Origin of the sequence: Streptomyces sp. NPDC094448 (assembly GCF_044763775.1) — a bacterium.
Lineage (GTDB): Bacteria > Actinomycetota > Actinomycetes > Streptomycetales > Streptomycetaceae > Streptomyces.
Window position 1 is genome coordinate 337,001 of record NZ_JBIWGU010000006.1, and the last position, 22,306, is coordinate 359,306.

22 protein-coding genes are annotated in these 22,306 nt (G+C 72.6%); 13 read left to right on the plus strand and 9 right to left on the minus strand.

The genetic code is table 11. The features are described 5' to 3' along the window. Positions 1-166: 166 nt before the first annotated feature. Both hmgA and ACIQ9E_RS14505 read left to right on the plus strand, forming a co-directional pair. A complete protein-coding gene (gene hmgA / locus ACIQ9E_RS14500) occupies positions 167-1,543 on the plus strand; it encodes a homogentisate 1,2-dioxygenase (RefSeq protein WP_403706693.1) in 1,377 nt (458 codons plus the stop codon). A 39-nt stretch (positions 1,544-1,582) separates the two neighbouring features. Continuing rightward, positions 1,583-2,335 carry a GntR family transcriptional regulator gene (locus ACIQ9E_RS14505; protein WP_403706695.1) on the plus strand — a complete coding sequence of 251 codons (753 nt, stop codon included), beginning with the start codon at positions 1,583-1,585 and terminating at the stop codon, positions 2,333-2,335. 310 nt (positions 2,336-2,645) lie between these two features. On the opposite strand, the gene ACIQ9E_RS14510 is transcribed toward ACIQ9E_RS14505, so the two are convergent. After that, complete coding sequence (locus ACIQ9E_RS14510) at positions 2,646-2,912, minus strand: hypothetical protein (RefSeq protein ID WP_366260351.1); 267 nt, start codon at positions 2,910-2,912, stop codon at positions 2,646-2,648. Between the two features lie 433 nt (positions 2,913-3,345). Between ACIQ9E_RS14510 and ACIQ9E_RS14515 the strand changes: the two genes are divergently transcribed. After that, positions 3,346-5,046 carry a protein kinase gene (locus ACIQ9E_RS14515; protein WP_403706697.1) on the plus strand — a complete coding sequence of 567 codons (1,701 nt, stop codon included), beginning with the start codon at positions 3,346-3,348 and terminating at the stop codon, positions 5,044-5,046. 200 nt (positions 5,047-5,246) lie between these two features. Here ACIQ9E_RS14515 and ACIQ9E_RS14520 read toward each other — a convergent pair whose 3' ends face one another. Next, entirely contained in the window at positions 5,247-6,056 is an 810-nt protein-coding gene (locus tag ACIQ9E_RS14520; RefSeq protein WP_403706698.1) for an SGNH/GDSL hydrolase family protein, read from the minus strand. 169 nt (positions 6,057-6,225) lie between these two features. Between ACIQ9E_RS14520 and ACIQ9E_RS14525 the strand changes: the two genes are divergently transcribed. The 5 genes from ACIQ9E_RS14525 (at position 6,226) to ACIQ9E_RS14545 (ending at position 11,168) form a co-directional block, all read left to right on the plus strand. After that, positions 6,226-6,624 carry a hypothetical protein gene (locus tag ACIQ9E_RS14525; RefSeq protein WP_403706700.1) on the plus strand — a complete coding sequence of 133 codons (399 nt, stop codon included), beginning with the start codon at positions 6,226-6,228 and terminating at the stop codon, positions 6,622-6,624. Between the two features lie 380 nt (positions 6,625-7,004). Further along, positions 7,005-7,919 (plus strand): glycosyltransferase family 2 protein, encoded by a 915-nt coding sequence (locus ACIQ9E_RS14530; RefSeq protein ID WP_403706701.1) that lies wholly within the window; start codon positions 7,005-7,007, stop codon positions 7,917-7,919. A gap of 122 nt (positions 7,920-8,041) precedes the next feature. Then, a complete protein-coding gene (locus tag ACIQ9E_RS14535) occupies positions 8,042-9,052 on the plus strand; it encodes a glycosyltransferase family 2 protein (RefSeq protein WP_403706841.1) in 1,011 nt (336 codons plus the stop codon). After that, positions 9,049-9,870 (plus strand): polysaccharide deacetylase family protein, encoded by an 822-nt coding sequence (locus tag ACIQ9E_RS14540; protein ID WP_403706703.1) that lies wholly within the window; start codon positions 9,049-9,051, stop codon positions 9,868-9,870. Before ACIQ9E_RS14535 ends, ACIQ9E_RS14540 begins: the two co-directional genes overlap by 4 nt. A gap of 152 nt (positions 9,871-10,022) precedes the next feature. Further along, positions 10,023-11,168: a DUF5925 domain-containing protein gene (locus ACIQ9E_RS14545; RefSeq protein ID WP_403706705.1), complete on the plus strand. Its 1,146-nt coding sequence runs from the start codon at positions 10,023-10,025 to the stop codon at positions 11,166-11,168. 25 nt (positions 11,169-11,193) lie between these two features. Here ACIQ9E_RS14545 and ACIQ9E_RS14550 read toward each other — a convergent pair whose 3' ends face one another. Beyond that, positions 11,194-11,574, minus strand: a complete 381-nt coding sequence (locus ACIQ9E_RS14550) for a GntR family transcriptional regulator (RefSeq protein ID WP_403706707.1) — start codon at positions 11,572-11,574, stop codon at positions 11,194-11,196. 61 nt (positions 11,575-11,635) lie between these two features. Here ACIQ9E_RS14550 and ACIQ9E_RS14555 point away from each other — a divergent pair, with 61 nt between their 5' ends. Beyond that, positions 11,636-12,133, plus strand: coding sequence for a DUF402 domain-containing protein (locus tag ACIQ9E_RS14555; protein ID WP_403706709.1), 498 nt, complete (start codon positions 11,636-11,638; stop codon positions 12,131-12,133). A 28-nt stretch (positions 12,134-12,161) separates the two neighbouring features. Here ACIQ9E_RS14555 and ACIQ9E_RS14560 read toward each other — a convergent pair whose 3' ends face one another. From ACIQ9E_RS14560 to ACIQ9E_RS14575, 4 genes are read right to left on the minus strand one after another with little or no spacing between them, the layout of a single operon-like run. Then, positions 12,162-12,602 (minus strand): GNAT family N-acetyltransferase, encoded by a 441-nt coding sequence (locus ACIQ9E_RS14560; RefSeq protein ID WP_403706711.1) that lies wholly within the window; start codon positions 12,600-12,602, stop codon positions 12,162-12,164. 19 nt (positions 12,603-12,621) lie between these two features. Next, positions 12,622-14,118: a tripartite tricarboxylate transporter permease gene (locus ACIQ9E_RS14565; RefSeq protein ID WP_403706713.1), complete on the minus strand. Its 1,497-nt coding sequence runs from the start codon at positions 14,116-14,118 to the stop codon at positions 12,622-12,624. A gap of 4 nt (positions 14,119-14,122) precedes the next feature. Next, the gene (locus tag ACIQ9E_RS14570; protein WP_403706715.1) at positions 14,123-14,683 is read right to left on the minus strand and encodes a tripartite tricarboxylate transporter TctB family protein; all 561 of its coding nucleotides are present in this window, start codon (positions 14,681-14,683) and stop codon (positions 14,123-14,125) included. Further along, positions 14,680-15,663: a Bug family tripartite tricarboxylate transporter substrate binding protein gene (locus tag ACIQ9E_RS14575; protein ID WP_403706716.1), complete on the minus strand. Its 984-nt coding sequence runs from the start codon at positions 15,661-15,663 to the stop codon at positions 14,680-14,682. The genes ACIQ9E_RS14570 and ACIQ9E_RS14575 overlap by 4 nt, the downstream gene beginning before the upstream one ends. A 133-nt stretch (positions 15,664-15,796) precedes the next feature. Here ACIQ9E_RS14575 and ACIQ9E_RS14580 point away from each other — a divergent pair, with 133 nt between their 5' ends. Then, a complete protein-coding gene (locus tag ACIQ9E_RS14580) occupies positions 15,797-16,483 on the plus strand; it encodes a response regulator (protein ID WP_403706843.1) in 687 nt (228 codons plus the stop codon). Between the two features lie 77 nt (positions 16,484-16,560). Here ACIQ9E_RS14580 and ACIQ9E_RS14585 read toward each other — a convergent pair whose 3' ends face one another. After that, a complete protein-coding gene (locus ACIQ9E_RS14585; RefSeq protein ID WP_403706718.1) occupies positions 16,561-17,001 on the minus strand; it encodes a pyridoxamine 5'-phosphate oxidase family protein in 441 nt (146 codons plus the stop codon). 282 nt (positions 17,002-17,283) lie between these two features. Here ACIQ9E_RS14585 and ACIQ9E_RS14590 point away from each other — a divergent pair, with 282 nt between their 5' ends. Further along, the gene (locus tag ACIQ9E_RS14590) at positions 17,284-18,276 is read left to right on the plus strand and encodes a lytic polysaccharide monooxygenase (protein ID WP_403706720.1); all 993 of its coding nucleotides are present in this window, start codon (positions 17,284-17,286) and stop codon (positions 18,274-18,276) included. A 51-nt stretch (positions 18,277-18,327) separates the two neighbouring features. On the opposite strand, the gene ACIQ9E_RS14595 is transcribed toward ACIQ9E_RS14590, so the two are convergent. Beyond that, positions 18,328-19,260 (minus strand): esterase/lipase family protein, encoded by a 933-nt coding sequence (locus tag ACIQ9E_RS14595; protein ID WP_403706722.1) that lies wholly within the window; start codon positions 19,258-19,260, stop codon positions 18,328-18,330. Positions 19,261-19,659: 399 nt separating this feature from the next. Here ACIQ9E_RS14595 and ACIQ9E_RS14600 point away from each other — a divergent pair, with 399 nt between their 5' ends. Together ACIQ9E_RS14600 and ACIQ9E_RS14605 are read left to right on the plus strand one after the other, a co-directional pair. Further along, positions 19,660-20,796 (plus strand): DUF3533 domain-containing protein, encoded by a 1,137-nt coding sequence (locus ACIQ9E_RS14600; RefSeq protein ID WP_403706724.1) that lies wholly within the window; start codon positions 19,660-19,662, stop codon positions 20,794-20,796. 414 nt (positions 20,797-21,210) lie between these two features. After that, positions 21,211-22,068, plus strand: coding sequence for an alpha/beta fold hydrolase (locus ACIQ9E_RS14605; RefSeq protein ID WP_403706725.1), 858 nt, complete (start codon positions 21,211-21,213; stop codon positions 22,066-22,068). Positions 22,069-22,306 lie beyond the last annotated feature (238 nt).

The following is a 22,306-nucleotide window of genomic DNA, read 5'->3' on the forward strand; positions in this document are numbered from 1 at the left end:
GCTCCGCACCGCGGCCCCGGGACCGGCTGCCCGCACCGCGCCTGCACATATCCCGCACAGCCGGCCGGGGCGTCGCCGTTGACGGGGTCGCCCGGCAATCCTACGGTGGTCCATAGGATTGACGAGGGCATCCATGAAGGACCTTCCTCCGGCACCGGGAGTGGCGATGAGCGGAAGCGGGCAGACGGCGCGGCGGCCCGAGGGGGCGGCAGGCGGCGGGGCGGTCGAGCGGGCGCGGGAGATCGCGGGGGCGCTGGAGTACAGCGGGGGATTCGGCAACGAGCACGCGTCCGAGGCGCTGCCCGGGGCGCTGCCGGTCGGGCGGAACTCGCCCCAGCGCGCACCGCACGGCCTCTACGCCGAGCAGCTCAGCGGCTCCGCCTTCACCGAGCCGCGGGCGGTCAACCGGCGTTCGTGGCTCTACCGGATCCGGCCGTCGGCCGCGCATCCGCCGCTGCGCCGGGTCGACAACGGGAAGGTGCGCAGCGGCCCGTTCACCGAGGCGATCCCCGACCCGAACCGGCTGCGCTGGAACCCCCTGCCCGAGCCGGCGCCGGGCACGGACTGGCTGGCCGGGCTCTGGACCCTGGGCGGCAACGGCGATCCGGCCGAGCGTTCCGGCATGGCCGTGCACCTGTACCACGCGAACGCGCCCATGACGGACCGGGTGTTCGGCGACTCCGACGGCGAGCTGCTGATCGTCCCGGAGTCCGGTGGGCTGCTGCTGCTGACCGAGCTGGGCAGGCTCGCGGCGCGCCCCGGAGAGGTCGCGCTGATCCCCCGCGGGGTCCGGTTCCGGGTCGAGCTGCTGGACGAGCGGGCCCGCGGCTACGTCTGCGAGAACTACGGCCGGCCGTTCCGGCTGCCCGATCTCGGCCCGATCGGCGCCAACGGTCTGGCCAACCCCAGGGACTTCCTCGCCCCCGTCGCCGCGTACGAGGACATCGAGCGCCCGGTCGAGGTCGTCACGAAGTACTGCGGCCATCTGTGGGCCGCGACCTACGACCACTCGCCGCTCGACGTCGTCGCCTGGCACGGCAACCATGTGCCGTACGTCTACGACCTGAACCGCTTCAATGTCATCGGCACGATCTCCTACGATCACCCGGACCCGTCGATCTTCACGGTCCTCACCTCCCCCACCGACACCCCCGGCCTCGCGGACGTCGACTTCGTCGTCTTCGCCCCGCGCTGGCTGGTCGGCGAGGACACGTTCCGTCCGCCGTACTTCCACCGCAATGCGATGAGCGAGTACATGGGCCTGATCCAGGGCGCGTACGACGCGAAGACCGCGGGCGAGGGCGGTTTCGTACCGGGCGGCGGCTCGCTGCACCCGATGATGTCGGCGCACGGACCCGACCGGGAGACCTTCGAGCGGGCGAGCGCGGCGGAGCTGAAGCCGCAGAGACTGGACGACGGGCTCGCCTTCATGTTCGAGACCCGGCGGCCCGTGGTGGTCACCCGGCAGGCCGCCGAGGCCCGGCACCGCCAGAAGGAGTACGACAGCGTGTGGCAGGGTCTGGAGCGACACTTCCCGTCCTGACCCCACGGTCTCGCCCGACCCGGAGATACGGAGCCCCCCGTGACCTCCTCCTTCGCCCCGGATTCGCTGGTCCTCAACCGCAAACTGCCCCTGTGGTACCAGGTCTCGCAGTCGCTGCGCGCCTCCATACTGGGCCGGGCGCCGGAGGCGTCCCTGCGGCTGCCGACCGAGGAACAGCTCGCCGCGCACTACGGCGTCAGCGTGCTGACCATGCGGCAGGCGCTGAAGGAGCTGGAGGAGGAGGGCCTGATCAGCCGGCACCGGCGGCGCGGGACCTTTATCGAACCGGGGGCCCGCCGGGGCGCCCCCCGGCGGCTGCTGGGGTCGATCGACGCGATCGTGGCCCAGCAGTCGGGCGAGCGGACGACGGTCCTGGGCCACGGCCGGGAGCCGGTACCGGTCGAACTGGCCGAGCACTTCCCGGGGCTCGCCGAGGTGGTGACGTACCGCAGGCTGCGCCGGGACGGGGAGACCGGTGAGCCGACGAACTGGGCGGAGAACGCGGTCCGGCCCGATGTCGCGGCCCTGCTCGACGTGGCCGATCTGGAGCGGTGGCCGATGACGAAGGTGCTGCGGGACGCGGTGGGAGTACGGATCGGCCGGATCACCGACACGGTCGAGGCGCGGCTGGCGGACCCGCCGACCGCCGAACTCCTCCAGGTGCCGCTGCTGAGCCCGATCCTGCACTACACCGGGGTCACCCATGACACGGAGGGGCGGGTCGTCGATGTGGCCCGGATCCGTTACCGGGGCGACCGGTTCTCCTTCTCGGTCACGGTCGACGCGCCGTAGGGCCCGGCCGCTCCGGTTCACGCCGCCGGGCGGCCCGCGAAGGCCGGCGCGGGCGGACGGGGGCCGGCCGGGTGAGCCGGGGAACGCGCTGCTCGCCGGGGTGGGAGGCGGACGAGCGGGCGGCGCCGCGCCGGTACGGCACGGTTGTCCGGAAGCCGGGAGGGACCACCGGCGGACCACGGGGCGGCGGGGAGAGCCGGAATCCCGGAGGGGGTGTGGTCACCGCCCGGTTGCGGGGCCGCCCGGGCGGTGACACGTGACGCGGAGTGCGCGACGGCGGCTCGACCTTCGGCCGCCCGACAGCCGAAGGTCAGTGGCGGCTGCCGAGGAGCGTACGGCGCAGCCTGCGCAGCGGGGCGAAGAGGGACACCCGTCCGCTCCTGTTGCGGCTGCGCTCGTGCGCGACGTCGCGCGAGGTGAGTTCCAGCATCAGGGACGTCGCCTCGACCGTCTCGCGCTGCGGGACGGCGGGGCCGCCCAGCACCGAGAGATGTCGGTCGAGACGCGAGCTGGTCGCGCTGTTCCCGCAGGTGATCGCAGGCACTCGCGGCCTGCTCCGCACTGTTATCTGTTCCATGACACTCCCCACCCGTAACGACGCACCCGGCCCGGGCACGTTAACCCTATCGTCCCCAGGTGACACTCGTGTATCCCGCCCGGGCGATTCACCACGCCCGTACGCGAGTTGACGCCCCCTGTCGGCAGGGTTGCCAATTGGGTCGATTCCCCGGCGAGTTGGATAGATTACGGCATCGCTGCCGTCACGCCCCAGCCGTCACAGCAGCCTCGGCAGAGACAGGAAGTGATCGCCCTCACAGCAGGCTCGTCCCAGCTCCGCACCGGGTCCGGATGCGGTGAGGGGATGACGGCGGAGCGGTCGCGAAGTGCGTTCCGAGGGGGCGGCAGCGGGCCGGATTCCGGCTAACTTGGAAGGGTTTCCCCCGGGGTTCCGGCGAGGTTCCGGGATGCCGTGCGCCACCGCACCTCCGCCATTACGGATGGGAGTCCTGATGCACGGAAGCCGACTCGTCGCCGACCGGTACCGGCTGGACGCCCCGCTGGGCGAAGGGGGTATGGGCGTGGTGTGGCGCGCCCGGGACGAGGTGCTGGGCCGGGATGTGGCCGTCAAGGAGGTACGTGCCCCGGCCGGGCTCGGCACCGCGGAGATCCGGCGGCTGTACGCCCGGCTGGAGCGCGAGGCACGGGCCGCGGGCCGGATCACGCACCGCAATGCGGTGACGGTGTACGACGTCGTGTTCGACCGCGGCGGCACGGACGGCCCCGACGGCCGGGGAGACGGCAGGGGCGGCGGGGACGACGGCGAACGGCCGTGGATCGTGATGGAGCTGGTGCGGGGCCTGTCGCTCGCCGATGTGCTCGCCGCCGAGGGCCCGCTCACCCCGCAGCGGGCCGCGCTGATCGGCGCCGATGTGCTCGCGGCGCTCATGGCCGCCCATGACGCCGGGGTGCTGCACCGCGATGTGAAACCGGGGAACGTCCTGATCGGCAACGACGGGCGGGTGGTGCTCTCCGATTTCGGCATCGCGACCCTGGAGGGGACCCCTCAGCTCACCATGACGGGTGAACTCGTCGGCTCCCCCGAGTTCCTGGCGCCCGAACGCGCCCTGGGGCGGACCCCGGGCCCGGCGTCCGACCTGTGGTCGCTGGGGGTGTTGCTGTACGCGGCGGTGGAGGGCGTGTCGCCGTTCCGGCGGGACGGGGCGCTGGACACCCTGCGGTCCGTGGTGGAGGACGAGCTGCCGCCGCCCCGGCGGGCCGGGGAGTTGGCGCCGGTGCTCGCCGGGCTGCTGCGGAAGGATCCGGCGGACCGGCCGGGGGCGGCCGAGGCCGCGAGGGCGCTGCGGGTGGTGGGCGCCGGGGGCGCGGCGCCCCGGACGGCGCGGTCGGGGCCGTACGCGCCGACCGTCACCACGGCGACTCCGGTACGGGGTCCGGCGCCGGTGCCGGTGGCGTCCCCCGCCCCCGGGCCCGCGGGTTCCCCGGCGGCCACCACCCCCGTACCGCTGTCCGGCGGGGCCGGACCCGGCCGGGACCGGCGGTCGCCCGCCGTGCTCGCGGCGGGGGCGGCGCTCGCGGTGATCGCCGCGGCCGGGACGGCGTGGCTCCTCGTCGACGGCCTCACGGGGGACGGCGGCGGTGACGGCCGGTCCGGCGGTACGTCGATGTCCGCGGCCCGTGCACCGGGGTCACCGGCCACAGCAGGTACGGCGCGGCCCGCGGCCGGCGCCACCGAGGACGGCCCCACCGGCGGGACGGCACCGTCCCGGGAGACCCGGCAGACGGTGACGGTCGCCGTCGAAGCGGTACGGGACCGCTGGACCGGCGGCTGCCCTCCGCCGGGCTCGGACGCCCCGGCCTTCCGGGCACGGATCACGGTCGGACGGACTCCGACCGTGGTCGAGTACCGCTGGGCCGCCGAGAGCGGCACCGCCGGGGACGACCGGTGGCGGACCCTGCCCTTCGCGCGGGACGGGTCACGGGAGCGGACGGCGGAGTTCACGGTGTCCGTCCACCGCGACGGCGAGACGCTCCGCGACCGGATCCGGGTCGAGGTCCGGAACCCGGTCACGGCGCGTTCCGAGTGGGTCGCGTTCACGGTGACGTGTGAACGGACGCCGCCGCCGTCGTCCGCCGGATCCTCGGCGAGCACCGCGGCGGTCGGAACGGGCGGCGATACCGGCGGCGGGTGACACCGAAAGCGTCACCCGCGACCAGCGATGCGGTAGCAGTCACCCGCCACCGGTGATGCGGTAGTCGTCACCGGCGGCCGGTGATGCGGCAGGTGGCGCAGATGTCGGTGATACGGGCGGGGCGATGATACGGGGCCGGGCCTGCGGGCCCGGACCGTTCACCGCCCCCGCGCACCGCACCCCCGGGGTCAGGCTCAGGCTCAGGCGTTCGAGCGGAAGACGGGCAGATAGCCGCCCGACTGCCCGGCCGCGGTCGGGTGGTACGAGTCGCCGATATTGGTCCAGTTGACACTGTGCAGCCACGGCGCGGGCGAGCAGATCTCGTGCCCGGTGAAGGCGGGGACCACGCTGCCGAAGGTGTAGCCGTGGTCGGCGGCGCGTTTGGCGACGGCGGTGTTGAGGTGGTCGGCCGCGCTGTTGATCGCGGCCCGCTCGTTCTCGCTCAGCCCGAGCAGACAGCCGCCGCCGAGCTTGTAGAAGCGGGGGTAGCCGAGAACGACGACCCGGGCGGCCGGCGCCTTGGCGCGGATCGCCCCGTACACACTGTCGAGCCGGCCGGGCAGGGTGGAGTCGACGTACGCCTTGGCCTGGTTGACCCGGTTGATGCACGCGGACTCGGACTGGAGGACACAGGTCGTCATCACGTCCGAGAAGCCCGCGTCGTTGCCGCCGACGGTGAGGGAGACCAGATCGGTGCCGGAGTTCAGCGGGGCGAGCTGGTTCGCCGTGACATCGGTGGTCCGGGCTCCGGAGCAGGCGGTGAAGGCGAACGAGGAGGGTGCGTTCGCGGCCGCCCAGAGCTTCGGGTACGCGCGATTGCTGCGCTTGCAGTCGCCGCTGGCGCCGTCGTACTCGCCCGCACCGACCCCCGATGAGTAGGAGTCGCCGAGCGCCACGTAGTCGACGGGCGCGGCCGCCGTTCCGGCCTGCGCCGGGGCGGCTCCCGCCGCGGCGAGCAGGGCGCCGAGCAGAAGAGTGGACGAAAGCTTCGCGATACGGGTCAGTCTCATGAAATCTCCCCTTGGGCAGGATCGCTGCGCCAACCGTGGTACCGGTCCGATCAAATGAAAATGTTCATGACAAGAGAGATGGGTCACTCTCGCCGCTTTCTTGACGCGGGATCAACCGCGGTTCAGCATGTAGGGCTCCACCCCAGGCTGCCCGGGAGCACAACCGCCCATGCGGGACCACGACCACACACCCTCGACGATCGGGAACGACCTTCCGCCGATCCTCGCCGGAGCGGCGTGCGCGCTGGCCGGAACCGGCGCCGTACTGGCCGTATTGGGCAGCGATTCACCCCTTCGCGCCCCCTTCGTTCTCTTCCTCCTCTTCGCCGCTCCGGCCGCCGGGCTCTTCGCGCTGCTGCGCGGACTGGAGCCCGGAGCACGCGCGGCGACCGCCGCCGCCGGAGCGGGCGCGATCGACCTCGGAGCCGCGGCGGTGCTGTCCTGGCTGGAGGTGCTGTCGGCCCGTTCATCCGTGGCGGTTATCGTGACTGTCACCGCACTGCTGTTCCTCCGGACGGCAGCGGACCGGAGGAACGAACGGTCCACGCCGGAACAGATGCACCGCTGACCGTTCAATTGGTCTCAAGAATGCAAAAACCAAGTTCACGTTCCTGGGCTTGTCATACAGTCGCCAACATCAATACCGTCAGACAACCACTCGCTTTCAGTCATCACGAAGCGGCTCAAGGGGAGGGCTCGCGCGCCGCGACGGCTCGGAGCGGGTGGGCGCGGTAGGGGGGTGCCGTGCCCGGTTCACGTACTCGTTTGCGTGCTCGTCATCGACTGCGTACCGAGGCGTACCGCGCGGCCGGTTCTGCAACTCGTCCCATGGAGCGGAGTGCCGCTGCCGTCGTGGCCGAGCGGAAAATGACCCCCCTTTAAACCGGACATGCGTCCCCGGGCCGCCCGGGCGCGGGCGGTCCAACCGGTGGAGAGGGAAACAATCCAATGAGTTCAGTTCTGCGCCCGGCCGACCCGGGGCACGTTCCGACGACTGCCGAACAGGGTCCCGGCCCCGACGGCGGTACCGGCCTGCGTACGGAGCCGGGGGCGGGCGGGGATCCGGCCGGCGACTTCGACGGCAGCGCGGCCAGACGCTACCGCCCGGTCTCCTCCCATCTGGCGATCGCCCCGCCCGTGAGCGTGGTGATCCCGGCGATGAACGAGGCGCAGAACCTCCCGCACGTCTTCAAGACGCTGCCCGACTGGATTCACGAGGTCGTGCTCGTCGACGGCAACTCCACCGACGACACCGTCGAGGTCGCCCGGCAGCTGTGGCCGGACGTGAAGGTCGTCACCCAGGAGGGCAAGGGCAAGGGGGACGCGCTGATCAGCGGGTTCGCCGCCTGCACCGGCGACATCATCGTGATGGTCGACGCCGACGGCTCGGCCGACGGCAACGAGATCGTCTCCTATGTCTCCGCCCTGGTCTCCGGCGCCGACTTCGCCAAGGGCTCCCGCTTCGCCAACGGCGGCGGCACCGACGATATGACCTTCATCCGCAAGCTGGGCAACCGGGTGCTGTGCGCCACGGTCAACGCCAAATTCGGCGCCCGCTACACCGACCTGTGCTACGGCTACAACGCCTTCTGGAAGCACTGCCTGGACGACATCAGCCTGGACTGCACCGGCTTCGAGATAGAGACCCTGATGAACATCCGGGTCGTCAAGGCCGGACTGCGGGTGCAGGAGGTTCCGAGCCACGAGTACGTCCGGATCCACGGCGTCAGCAACCTCAGCGCGGTCCGCGACGGACTGCGGGTGCTGCGGGTCATCCTGAAGGAGAAGGGCGTCACCCGCGCGGACCGCCGCCGCGCCGCGGGCGCGCCCGGGGGCCGGGCCGCGCGCGGGGACGCTTCGTGAGCGAGGGAGCCGGCCCGGCACCCGGCCTCACGGCATCGGACAGCCCGCGGGCGCCCCGCACGGACGACGGCCGCCGCTTCTCGGTAGTCGTCTGCGTCTACACCGAGGACCGCTGGGACGACATCCTCGAAGCCGTCGCATCGGTCCGCGCCCAGTCGCTGCCCGCCCTGGAAACGCTGCTGGTCGTCGACCACAATCCGGCGCTCCTCGACCGGCTCGCCCGGGAGTACAAGGAGTACGTGCCCGGTGCGCCGGGCCTTCCGGAGGGCGCGGCGGTCCGAGTGCTCCCCAACGCGGGGCCCCGCGGTCTGTCCGCCGGGCGCAACACCGGCATCGCGGCGGCCCGCGGCGAGTTCATCGCGTTCCTCGACGACGACGCGGTCGCCGAGCCCGACTGGCTGCGGGTCTTCGCCGAGGGCTACGACGACCCGGCGGTGGCGGCCGTCGGCGGGCGGACCGACGCGGCCTGGGCCTCCGGCCGCCGCCCGGACTGGTTCCCCGATGAGTTCGACTGGGTCGTCGGCTGCACCTACCGGGGCCTGCCCCCGGGGAAGGTACGGGTCCGCAACGTCCTCGGCGGCAACGCCTCCTTCCGGCGTACGGCCTTCGACGCCGCCGGAGGGTTCGCCACCGGCATCGGCCGCGACGGCGACAAGCGGCCGCTGGGCTGCGAGGAGACCGAGCTGTGCATCCGGCTGTCGAAGGCGCTGCCCGATGCGGTACTGCTGATCGACGACCGGGCGGTCATCCACCACAAGGTGCCCGCGGTCCGGGAGCGGTTCGCCTACTTCCGTACCCGCACCTATGCCGAAGGCCTTTCGAAGGCGCTGGTCGCCAGAAGCGTGGGCGCGGGCAAGGGGCTGGAGTCCGAGCGGCGCTACACCACGCGCGTGCTGCCCGCCGGGGTGGTCCGGGGGCTGCGGGACGCGGCCCGGGGCCGCCGGGGCGGCGCGGGCCGTGCCGGGGCGATCGTCGCCGGGGTCGCGGCCGCCGCCGGGGGCTACGCCCTCGGGACGCTCCGCGCCCGCCGGGGCGGGGTCACCTTCTCGTCCGGTCCGATCGCGCCCCTGCCGGGCGGCCACGAGGCCACCGCGGGCCGGACCGACACGACCGGGGAGACCCGTACCGTATGAACACGCCCGTTCCCGTACTGATGTACCACGCGGTGGCCGACGACCCGGCGAAGGAGACCTACGGGCTCTCCGTCACCCCGGCGGCCTTCGCCGAACAGATGGCCGTCCTCGCCGAACGCGGTTTCACCCCGGTGACCACGGCCGAACTGGGCGCGGCCTGGCGGTCCGGCGACCGCAGACCGCTGCCCGGGCGCCCGGTGCTGATCACCTTCGACGACGGGTACGAGGGCGTGCACCGGCACGCCCTGCCGGTCCTGGCGGAGCACGGTTTCGCGTCCACCCTCTTCGTCTCCACCGGCTGGCTGCGCGGAGCCCATGAAGAGGGCGGCGCCCTCGACACCATGCTCGACTGGGACCAGGTCCGGGAGTTGGCAGCGGCGGGCTGCGAGATCGGCGGCCATACCCACAGCCACCCCCAGATGGACCAGATCGACGATGCCCGGCTGCGGTTCGAGACCGAACACTGCCGGGACGTCGTCGCGGGTGAGCTGGGCGAGGTGCCCCGGTCCTTCGCGTACCCCTACGGCTACTCCAGCCGCCGGGTCCGGGAGACGGTCCGCGCGGCGGGCTTCGCCCAGGCCTTCGCGGTCGGCAACGGACTGGCCAGGCCCGCGCAGGGCCCGTACGCCGTCGAGCGGCTGACCGTCCGCCGCCGTACCGGAATCGACGAGTTCACCCGCATCGTGGCGGGCCGGGGCATCGGCCGCACCTTCGCCGGGGACCGGGTGCTCACCAAGGGGTACGCGGCCGTGCGCCGCACCCGCCGGGCGGCGACGCTGCTGCGGGAGGCGGCCACGGGCGGCCCCGGGCCGCGCTGACCTGCGACGGGCCGGGGGCCCCGGCCCGTCGGCCCGGTCCGGGCGATCTTGTCGGGCCTGCGAAGACCGCCCGGACAGGACCGCCCGGACAGCACTCCCGGCGGCGGCAAAAGGCGGTGCGCGGCGCGCGCCGGTGACGGATCATAAGCCGCATGCCAGTCCCGCATCCCCAGGACGTCCTGCCGATCCGGCTCCACCTCACCGACGACGACTCGCCCGCCGATGTCATCGACGCCTTGTTCATCAGCCGGTTCGCCTCGGGCGACCAGCCCTTCGCACACTCCGTCACCATCGACCCGGTCCGCCCGGACGCCCCGCTGCTGCCGCCGGGCGCGCGGGTGCTGCGGCAGTCCGTCGGGACCAACCGCCGCACCTCGGTCCTCGCGGAGGGCGACGGCTGGACGCTGCTGGCCGCCCGCTGGCAGCAGGGTGCGGACATCACGGTGACGGCAGTCTCGGCGGCCCTCGCCCGCGAGGTCCTGGAGCGGGCCACCCGGGACGCGGCGGACAAACCGGAGCCGTCCCCGGAGAATGTGACGATGGGCTTCTGGTACCACTCCCCGGCCCGCGGCCCGCGCCGGACCACCCGCCGGATCACGGCGGGCTCCTGGCAGGAGGTGCGCGGCAACTATGCGGCGCCGGTCGGCGAGGCCTTCGACGGGCTGATGAAGCTCACGCCCGACGACATCAGCGGCCGGCTGCTGCTGCTCCACGGGCCGCCGGGCACCGGAAAGACGTCCGTACTGCGGACGCTCGCCCGGTCCTGGCGGGACTGGTGTCAGTTCGACTGCGTCCTCGACCCCGAACGGCTCTTCAACGACGTCGGCTATCTGATGGACATCGCCATCGGCCGGGAGGACGAAGAAGATGAGGAGGACGCAGAGGAAGCGGACGGGGACGGCGGCAACGGCGCGGCCAAGCGCTGGCGGCTGCTCCTGCTGGAGGACTGCGACGAACTGATCCGCGGCGAGGCCAAACACGCCACCGGACAGGCACTGTCCCGCCTGCTGAATCTGACCGACGGCCTGCTCGGACAGGGCCGCAACATCCTCGTCGGCGTCACCACCAACGAGGATCTCGAACGGCTCCATCCGGCCGTCGTCCGCCCCGGGCGCTGTCTGGCCCGGATCGAGGTCGGCCCGCTGTCGCACGCGGAGTCCGTCGCCTGGCTGGGGACGCCGGAGGGAGTGGGCCGGGACGGTTCGACCCTGGCCGAGCTGTACGCGCTGCGCCGGGGCAGCGCCCCGGCGACGGTCCCGGGCCAGTCCACGGCGTCGGACGCCGGTCTGTATCTGTGAGCCGGTCAGGAGTGCGGGGGTCCGGTCAGGATCCGGTGCCGTACGCGGCGCGCAGCGCGTCCCGGACGGCCGCAGCGGCCGCTTCGGGGGCCGCGCCGAGCCGGTGGGCCCGTTCGGCGAAGGCGTCGGCCGCCCGCGCCAGTTCACGGGCTGCGGCGTCGCCCGCGGCGGCGACGAAGGTGCCGTTGCGGCCCCGGGTCTCGACGACCCCGTCGCCCTCCAGGGCCCGGTAGGCCTTGGCCACGGTGTTGGGGGCGAGCCCGAGCTGTTCGGCGAGCCCCCGGACGGTCGGCAGTTTGTAGCCGGCCGGCAGCGCACCGGACCGGGCCTGTTCGGCGATCCGGGCGCGCAGTTGTTCGAAGGGGGCGACACCGGATGCGGTGTCGATGGCGATCATGAGGGTCACGGGGCCGATTGTCCCCCATTCCGATCCGTACGACGGCCCGGCAGGGGCCGGTGGAGGCACGATGACGGCGACGGCGGGCACGGCGGTGGAGGTACGCCTCACCAAGGCGGGCCGCAGCAAGATCACTTATCCGGCGGTGCGGATCGCGGACGACGGGGTCCGGGTGGTGGTCCGGGCCCCCTGGGCAGCGCCCGGGGTGAGGGACTTCGGCTTCGTCCGCTTCGAGCCGGGGGACTCGTTCACCGAGTACTACTGGCGGGACCGCTGGTACGCGGTGAAAGAGGTCCGGGCCGCGGACGGCCGGCTCAAGGGCTGGTACTGCGATATCACCCGGCCCGTGGAGACGGACGGTACGGTCCTGACGGTGGAGGATCTGGACCTCGACCTGTGGGTGCCGCCGGACGGCGGGCCCGCGCTGCGGCTGGACGAGGACGAGTTCGCGGCGAGCGGTCTCGCACAGCGGGATCCGCGGGCGGCCGAGGCGGCCCTGCGGGGGCTGGAGGAACTCGCTGAGCTGGCCGGGGCTCCCGGCGGGCTCGCGCCCCTGCTGCTCGGGTAGGCCGTAAGCGGACCGGGCGTTGATGCGGTCAGCCGAGGGGTTTGCGGTAGTGGATGCGGTCGTACGGGCCGTCGATCCGGCGCTCCGTCATCTCGTAGCCGTGGCGGGCGTAGAGGTTCTGGTTCTCCCACATCAGGGCGTTGGTGTAGAGCCGGATCTCCTTCAGGCCGAGGTCCCGCGCCCGGCTCTCGGCCAGTTCGAGCAGGATCCGGCCGAGGCCGGTGCCCTTCGCCTCGGGGTGGACCGCGATCGACTCCAGGAAGAGGTGGTCGTCGCGGGGGACGAGGACGATCACGCCCCGGACGGGGTCCCCCGTGACGAACACCCGCCCCGCCGCCACATCGGCGGCGTGGTCCGCCTTCATGGGGGCGGGCACGACTCCGATCCGTTCGATGTAGTGGTGGTAGGCCGCATCGGTCACGGTCTTCACCAGGGGTACATCGGCGGGCACGGCGGGGCGGGTGTCCACGGTTATCTCACATCCGGGGTCATGACGTGATGTTACGACGGCGCAGGACCAGCTTCTTCAGCAGCGGCCAGGCCAGCAGAATCGCGATGATCACGTACACGGTGACGGAGAAGCCCGTGTTCACCAGACCGGAGATGCTGCCGTCGCTGAGCTGGAGGGCGCGGCGCAGCTGCTGCTCCGCACCCGGGCCGAGGATGACACCGATGACCGCGGGCAGGATCGGCAGCCCGTAGCGGCGCATTCCGAACCCGAGCAGACCGATGATCAGCAGGATCACCAGGTCGAGGGCCTCGCCGCCGACCGCGTAGGCGCCGACGCCGGCGAAGAAGAGGATGCCCGCGTAGAGGTACGGACGCGGGATCCGAAGGAGCTTCGCCCAGACCGGGGCCAGCGGCAGGTTCAGCGCCAGCAGCAGGACCATGCCGACGAAGAGGGAGGCGATCAGGCCCCACACCAGATCGGGCTCGCGCTCGAAGAGCAGGGGTCCGGGCTGGATGCCGTACTGCTGGAACGCGGCGAGCATCACGGCCGCGACCGCGGTCGTGGGCAGGCCGAGGGTGAGCATCGACACCAGGGTGCCCGCCGCCGAGGCGGACGCCGCCGACTCCGGTCCCGCGACGCCCTCGATGGCGCCCTTGCCGAACTCGTTCTTGTTCTTGGAGAGCCGCTTCTCGGTGACGTACGAGAGGAAGGTGGGGATCTCCGCGCCGCCCGCGGGGATCGCACCGAACGGGAATCCGATGAACGGGCCGCGCAGCCAGGGCTTCCAGGTGCGCTTGACGTCGTCCTTGCCGAGCCAGGGGCGGCCGACCGGGATCGGCGCGGCGCCGCCGCGGCGCAGATGGGCGGCGACCCAGAGGGCCTCGCCGATGGCGAAGAGACCGACGGCCACGATGACCACGTCCACACCGTCGGCCAGCTGGAGCGAGCCGAAGGTGAGCCGCTGCTGTCCGGTCATCGAGTCGAGACCGACGAGTCCGATGGTCAGACCGATGAGCAGGGACGCCAGTCCGCGGATCCGGGAGGAACCGAGGACGGAGGTGACGGCGATGAACGCCAGCACCATGATCGCGAAGTAGTCGGGGGCGCCGATGTCGACGGCGAGTTCGGCGACCTTGGGCGCGAGGGCGACCAGCAGGACGGTACCGATCATGCCGCCGGCGAAGTGGCCGATGGCGGCGGCGGCGAGGGCCTGTGAGCCGCGCCCCGCTTTCGCCATCGGATTGCCTTCTATCGCGGCGACCACCGCCGCGCTCTCACCGGGCGTGTTGAGCAGGATGGAGGTGGTGGAGCCGCCGAACATGGCTCCGTAGTAGATACCGGCGAACATGATGAACGCGCCGGTCGGTTCGAGACCGTAGGTGACGGGCAGGAGCAGGGCGACGGCCATCGCGGGGCCGATGCCGGGCAGGACACCGATCGCGGTGCCCAGGAGCACGCCGATCGCCGCCCAGAGGAGGTTGATCGGCGTCAGCGCGGTGCCGAAGCCGTCGATCAGTGAGTTGAACGAATCCATCGGGCTACAGCACCCCCATGAGCGGGCCACCCGGCAGTGGAACACCGAGCAGGTTGTTGAAGAGGTAGTACGTGCTGAGCGCGAGCACGGCGGCGATCAGGGGATCGCGGTGGAAGTGCCTGCTGCCGAGGGCGAACGCGGCGCCCCAGAAGAGCAGGGTTCCGGCGATGGGGAAGCCGATCGGCCCGATGAGCACGGCGAAGGCGAGGAAGACGCCAGCGAGGAGAAGGACGGTCTGCCAGTCGCTGGGCTCGCTGAGGTCGATGTCCTCGCCGCCCTCGGCCTCGCCGCGGCCGCCGCGCATGACGTCGACGGCGAGCAGGACGGCGATGACCAGCAGTCCGATGCCGACGACGATCGGCACGGTCTTGGGGCCGACCGGGCCCCGCTGGGCTATCTCGACGTCCATGGTGAGGGCGTCGCCGAGGACGAGCACACCGATGGCGAACAGCAGCACGCTGACACCGAGTTCGGAGTGGTCGCGCAGCCAGGATCCCCGGCTCTCGGGGGCCTTGCCGGACGCGTCGTCCGCCGGACGCGCGGCGGGAGTCTCCTGAGGCTTCACAGTCCCAGCTCCTTCAGCACCTGGTCGACGCGCTTGTTCTGCTCGTCGAGGAAGTCGCCGAACTCGTCACCGGCGAGGAAGGCGTCGTCCCAGCCGTGCTTGCGCAGCGACTCCTTCCACTGGGGCGATGCGTGCAGCCGCTCGACGAGGCTGACCAGCTTCGCCCGCTCCTGGTCGGAGAGGCCGGGCGGTGCGACGATGCCGCGCCAGTTGGTGAACTCGGTGTCCAGTCCCGCCTCGCGGAGGGTGGGGGCGTCGAGACCGGGCACCCGCTTGGGGCCGGTCACCGCCAGCAGCCGCAGTTCGCCGGATTTGATCTGGTCGAGGTACTCGCCGACGCCGGAGACACCGAAGGCGACCTTGTCGCCCAGGATGGAGGCGAGCAGTTCACCGCCGCCGTCGAAGGGGATGTAGTTGACGGACTTGGGCTTGATGCCCGCCGCCTGGGCCATCAGCATCGGGGCGAGGTGGTCGGGCCCGCCGGGGGACGAGCCGCCGCCGACCGCCAGCTTGCGGGGGTTCTCCTTCCAGGCCTTCAGCAGGTCCTGGATCGTCTTGTAGGGGGAGTCCTTCGAGACGACGACGATGTCCTGCTCTTCGGTGAGCCGCGCGATCGGCGTGGTGTCGGAGAGCGTCTTCGGGGTCTTGTTCGCGTGGACTGCGCCGACGACGCCGAGCCCCATGGACATCGCGAGCTTGCCGTTGCCGTGCTCGCTGACCAGCCGGGCCAGCCCGACCGTGCCACCGGCACCGGGGAGGTTGAAGACCTCGATGTCGTGGGTCAGGTTGGCGTCCTCGGCGTTCTTCGCCGCGGTACGCGCGGTGATGTCGTAGCCCCCGCCCGGAGTGTTGGGGACCATGAACCGCAGCCCGGGGATCTTCGTGCCGGTGTCGGAGGTGTCGCCCGTATTCAGCAGGGGCGGCCCCACGAGCACCAGCAACGCCGCCCCGAGCAGGGCGAGGGGAGTGCGCAATTGCACGTGAGCCGCCTTTCGGTAGGAGTTGTGTGAGGTGGCCCACATGTTGCCGTCGCGTTAAGAAAGTGTCTCTCTTCCGGAATCAACGGACGTTGTGGTCATTGTGGTCCCGGCTTAGCGTGAGCCCGTGACGAATGTGCTGGTGGTGGACGATGACTTCATGGTCGCCAAGCTCCACAGCCGCTTTGTGTCGGCCACCGACGGCTTCCGGGTCGTGGGGGTGGCCCACAACGGCGCGGAGGCGCTGCGCGCGGCCGAGAAGCTCAGGCCTGATCTCGTATTGCTTGATATCTATCTGCCCGATATGGACGGGCTGAACGTGCTCCGCGAACTGCGGGCGGCCGAGGAGCGGGATCCCGGTCGCGCGACCGTCGACGCCCTGTTCATCACGGCCGCCCGGGACGCGGAGCTGGTCCGGGCGGCGCTGCGGGCGGGCGCCCTGCACTATCTGATCAAACCCTTCACCCAGTCCGCGCTCCAGGAGCAGCTGAGGCATGTGGCGTCGCTGCGCTCCCGCTTCGACCGGCTCGGACAGGCGCGGCAGGAGGACGTCGACCAGATCTTCGGCACCCGGCCGCCGGGGGCCCGTGGACTGCCGAAGGGGCTGGCGCCGCACACCGCCGAGCTGGTGGAGCGTATTCTGCGGGAGCATCCGGGCGATCTGTCGGCGACGGAGTGCGCCGAGGCGGGGTCCCTGTCGCGGGTCAGCGCCCGCCGGTATCTGGAGTACTTCGTGGAGACGGGCCGAGTCGAGGTGACTCTGCGTTACGGAGGTACGGGTCGGCCCGAGCGGCGGTACCGGATCGCCGGGCGCCGCCACTGAACCTCCGCCGAGCCCGGGACCCGGGCCGCCCGCACCTCCGTTTCAGCAGGTCGGAGCCGGCCTTGCCGGCCCTGGGCTCACGCCCCCAGATCGGCCGTCAGCCAGCGCTGCGGCTTCATCCTGAACACCGTCTGGTCACCGAAGGCAGCGGCGGCGGTCTCCACATAGGCCGCCGCCTTCTCCGGCGGCAGATAGCGCCGGGTGATCTCTTCCAGCTGCTCCGGGGTGGCCGGCTCGGCGGAGACGATCGGGCCCTCCACGGAGACGTACCGCACGGTGGGCACCAGCCGGTCCACCATCAGCGAGAAGCGTCCGGCCCGGGTGAGCAGACCGGCCTTGCGGGAGGCCGTCGCGGTCATCACCCACAGCTCGCCGCCGGGTTCGTACTGGTACCAGATGGGCAGGGTCAGGGGTGCCCGCCCCTCGTCGCCGGAGGCCACGGAAAGGGCCGCGATATGCGGTTCGGACAGGAACTCCTCGCGTTCCTCACGGCTCAGGGCGGTGCTTTTGTCGCTCATGGACGCTCTTCCTCCGCTTCGGGTCGTCAGCTGCGCTGCCGGTGCCGAGCGGGCGAGGCGGCGACCGGGGCCGCTTCCTCAGCCCGCGCTTAGCGCCTCCTTAAAACAAGGATAAGGATCGTCGTCTTCCCTTCACGAGAGGGAACTCCGGCGCTCCGAGGGGCTAGCTTGCTGCTCGCCGGGGCCGGTCCGGACCAGTGCGCAAGAGGTGAACGACGGGCTGCGCACCCCATCCGGGCCGCTCCGGCTCCCCCCAATGTTTGTCCTGAGGAGAACGTCATCATGACCCCTCGCCGCAAGGTCACCATCGCCGCCGCGCTCGGTCTCGCGCCGCTGGCACTGGCCGGGCTGACGGCCGTCCCCGCCGCCGCCCACGGCACCATGACGGACCCGGTCAGCAGGATCGCCGCCTGTCATGCGGAGGGTCCCGAGAGCCCCGACTCGGCCGCCTGCAAGGCGCTCGTCGCCGCCGGCGGCACCCAGCCGCTGTACGACTGGAACGAGGTCAACCTGCCCGACCCCGCCGGTGCCCACCAGGCCCGGATCCCCGACGGGAAGCTGTGCAGCGCCGGCCGGGACAAGTACAAGGGTCTCGACGCCCCGCGCACCGACTGGCCGTCGTCGCCGATGGCCGCCGGTTCGAAGACCTTCCAGTGGCGTGCCACTGCGCCCCACAAGGGCACGCTGGACCTGTTCATCACCAAGGACGGCTACGACCCCACGAAGCCGCTGAAGTGGTCCGACCTGGAGGCCCAGCCCTTTGCTTCCGTGACCAACCCGCCGGTGGTCAACGGCTCGTTCGTCTTCCAGGGGACCGTCCCGCAGAAGTCGGGCCGCCACCTGATCTACTCCGTCCTCCAGCGTTCGGACTCGCCGGAGGCCTTCTACACCTGCTCGGACGTGGTGTTCGGCGGCGGTACGGGCGGTGCCCCGGCAGCCGCCGCCCCCTCGGAGAAGCAGATCCGGCAGACCGCTGCGAAGTCCTCCGTCGACCACGGCGGTCACGGCGGCGACTCCGCGGCCGAGACGAAGAACAACGCCGCCTATGCCGCGGAGCACGCGGACCACACGGACCACAAGGGTTCCGAGGGTGCGAAGACGCAGCTGGGCGGTGCCGCCCCGGCCGCCGGCCAGGGTGCTCCCGAGACGCTCGCGGCGACCGGTGGCGAGAACAGCACCGCGTACATCGCGGCGGGCGGCGCCCTGGTGCTCGCCGTCGGCGCCGGTGTGGTGTTCGCCTCGGCACGGCGCAGGTCGACGGCCGGCGGCCGCTGACCGTCCCCCGCCCCCTGCCGCGTCCGGAGCGGCACCCCGGCTGCGCGTCCGTCATCCGATGACGGACGCGCAGTCCGTTTTCCGGGCGTTCGCCGGATCGAGCGCAGCCGCGACCTCGTGGAAGACGATCCGGTCGATCGTGCCGACGGCGACATGCTCGGAGAAGTCGAGCGGGCAGAGGTCCTGGAGCAGGACGTTACGGACCCCGGGGCCGGTCAGGAACTGGGAGCGGTACGGGGTCACCACCTGGTCGTAGCGGGTGGCGATGACCGTGTAGCGGACCCCGGGCACGGTGTCGCCGCCCGCGTTCAGCCGGGTGAGGAAGGCCGATCCGGCGATCTGGTCGGTGAGGGCGGGGGCTGTGGTGCCGATCGCCTCCTCGGCCCCGGGGAAGTACCGGAGCAGCCGGGTGAGCCCGAGGAGGTCGGTGCCGCGGTTGCTGGGCGCGATGCCGATGAGGGCGTTGACCTCGGCGGCGCCGCCGAGGAACTTCAGATAGTGGCGGGGCATCATGCCGCCCTGCGAATGGCCGACGAGGTCCGCCTTCGGTGCGCCGGTGGCGGCGAGCACCCGGTCGACGAAGGCGTCCAGCTGTCCGGCGGAGCGGGCGACCGGGCCGAGGCCGTGGAAGAACGGCACCCCGGGCAGCTGTCCGTAGTCCAGGGAGTAGACGCAGTAGCCGCGGTTGACGAGGTACGGGGCGAGCCCGAGCCAGTTGTCGACCGAGTTCGCGAAGGTGCCGTGGACCAGCACCACGGGTCGGGGGTGGGCGGCGGACGGCTTGCAGGACCAGTTGTTCCAGCCCCGGTCGGGGGCGGCGGACAGCGAGGAGGACACGGCGGACGCGGCGGACTCCGAGGAGGACGCGGCGGAGGATGCCGAGGCGGAACCGGCGGCGGCGACCGGGGTGCCGGGTCCCAGTACGACGAGAGCGGACAGAAGCACGGCGGCCAGGGGTCGGACAAGGCGTTTCCGGAGCGTCATCGGGTGCTCTCCTCGCGGCTCGGAGGGTGGGGGCGGCCGCCCGGGAGGGAGGGCCGGGCGGCCCGAGCACCGGGACCCGAAGATCATCCGAATGTAGTGCCCACGACAAGTTACGCAGGGGTAGCCCGCAGGGGGAAGTTACGCGCCGGTAAAAACTGAGCTTGCGTCAGACGGGCGCCTCGGCTGCCGATGGCCGGGGCGACCGTGGGACCACCTGCCCCGGCCCGGCACACCGCCGGGCCCTGCGGTGCCACCGCGCCGCCCGCCCTGAGCCGCCGCGGCACCCCCGTCTCCTCCGCCCGGCGCACCACCCGGGCCGCACCGGTGCCGCCGCGCTCCCGTCGCCCGTTCGGCCCCCTTCCGCCTGCGCGGAACCCGCCGTCCGTCGAGCGTGGGGCCATGACGCGGACCACGGACGGCGACCGGCCCACCCCCCACACCCCGGCCGGGAAACCTCCGCGCCCCGGCTTCCTCGACGAGGTCAGGGACGCGGTCAGCCTCCGTGCCGCGCTGCTGATCATCGGGGTGCTCGCGCTCCAGCTCGGGTTCATCACCTCCTACATCGGCGCCTTCCACCATCCGAAGCCCACCGAGATCCCGCTCGCGGTCACCGCCCCCACCACGGCCGCCGCCGAACGGGCCGTACGCGAACTGGCCGCACTGCCCGGCGACCCGCTCGCCCCCTCCGCCGCCCCCGACGAAGCGACCGCCCGGGACCGGATCGCCCGCCGCGATGTCGACGGCGCCCTGCTCCTCTCCCCCGCGGGCCCCGACCGCCTGCTGGTGGCCAGCGCCTCCGGAGCCTCCCTGGCCGACGCCCTGACGGCCGTCGTCACCCGGGCCGAGAAGGCCCGGGGCCGTACCGTCGACGTGGTGGACGTGGTCCCCGACGCCCCCGGCGACGCCCGCGGCCTCACCTCCTTCTATCTGGTCGTCGGCTGGTGCGTCGGCGGCTACCTCTGCGCGGCGGTCCTGGCCATCAGCGCGGGCGCGCGGCCCGCCAATCCGGCCCGCGGTCTGATCCGGCTCGCCGTGCTGCTGCTGTACGCGATCGTCACCGGACTGCTCGGGGCGGTGATCGCCGGTCCGGTGCTCGACGCGCTGCCGGGGAGCGTGCCCGCCCTGTGGGGTCTGGGCACTCTGCTGGTGTTCGCCGTCGGGGCGCTCACCCTGGCCCTCCAGGGGGTGGCCGGGATCATCGGTATCGGTCTGGCGATCCTGCTGGTGGTGGTGCTCGGCAACCCCAGTGCGGGCGGCGCCTATCCGTACCCCCTGCTGCCCCCGTTCTGGCGGGCCGTCGGGCCCGCCCTGCCACCGGGCGCCGGTACCTACGCGGCCCGGTCCATCGCGTACTTCCGCGGCAACGGCGTCCTCGGCCCGATGCTGGTGATCTCGGCCTGGGCGGTCGGCGGGGCGGCCGTGACCATGGTCTGCGCCGTACTGCGGCGGCGCGCCACGGAACGGGAGTCGCCGCACGGAGCAGCCGCCCCGGCCGCCACTGCGGCGCCCGGCGACGGGCCCGGCCCGGGGGCGTAATACCGGCGCACAGCGGCGCATCCCCGCCCGGACCTCTTTCGAATCTGCCGCCAAGGGATGGAAAAACCGGCTGAGCCGGGGCCCGCGATGGGTAATCATCAGGAGGGCGGGGAATGCACAGTGTTCGGCCGTCACGCCTGCCGGGGCGAAGGACCGGGAAGTCTCCGGTGGATCGGGCCGGATCCGGCCGGACCGAAGCGGACGGCCGGAGCGGTGAGCGGGGCGCCCACCACGCCCCGGGGGCGCAGGGGCCGGGGGTCACACCCCCGGCGGTGCGGGGGGCCGTAGGCGACCGACGACGAAACAGTGCGGAGACACCACCCGGGCGAAGCCCAGGGGGAGCGCGTTGCCCGGGCACGCGAGCCCGGCAGGATTCACCGGAGACAACCTAAGGGGGTCGGGGTGCGACGTCGGGTGCGCACGAACGACGGGCGGCATCTGATCGCGGAACTTTCGGGAGATCCGGGAGGCAGGCCGGTCTTCCTGCTCCACGGCACTCCGGGCAGCAGACTGGGGCCCGCCCCCCGGGGCATGGTCCTCTACCAGCGCGGGATGCAGCTCATCGCCTACGACCGTCCCGGCTACGGCGAATCGGACCGGCTGGCAGGCCGCAGCGTCGCCGATGTCGTCCAGGACGTCCTGGCCATCGCCGACGATCTGGGGCTGGAACGTTTCTCGGTGGTCGGCCGCTCCGGCGGCGCACCGCACGCCCTGGCCTGCGCGGCGCTGATGCCCGACCGGGTCGACCGGACCGCGGCCCTGGTGACCCTGGCGCCGCGGGACGCGGTCGGTCTCGACTGGTTCGAGGGTATGGCCGCGTCCAATGTGGACGCCTACACCTCCGCACTGGACGACCCGGTCGCCTTCACCAAGCTGTTCACCCTGCGCTCGGACGAGATCCGCCGGGATCCGATCAGGCTCCTCAACGACCTCCGCAGCGAGCTGCCGGACTCGGACCGGGCCGTGGTCGCGGACGCGGGTGTCCGCTCGATGCTGTTGCGCAACTATCAGGAGGCGCTGCGGATGTCGGCGTGGGGGTGGATCGACGACGCCCTCGCCTTCTCCAGTCCCTGGGGTTTCGATCCGGCGGACATCGGCTGCCCGGTGCTGCTCTGGCACGGCGAGCAGGACGTCTTCTCGCCGGTGGGGCACTCGCGCTGGCTGGCCGAGCGGATCCCGGGGGCGACGGCGGTACTCGAACCGGCCGCCGCGCACTTCGACGCCCTCCATGCCCTGCCGGGCATTCTGACCTGGCTGACCGAGGAGCTGTAGGACGGAAGCGGGGGGGGGGGGCCCCCCCGCCCCCCCCCCCCGCCCCGCCCCGCCGCGCCCCCCGGGGGGGGGGGGCCCCCCCCCCCCCCCGCCCCGCCCGCGGGCCCCCCCCCCCCCCCGCCGGGGGGGCCCGGGGTTGTGGGGGGGGGGGGGGCGGCCGGGGGGGGGGCGGGGGGGGGCGGGCGCCCCCCCCCCCCCCCCCCCCCCCCGCTTCCGTCTCCGCTCCTGTCCCTGTTCC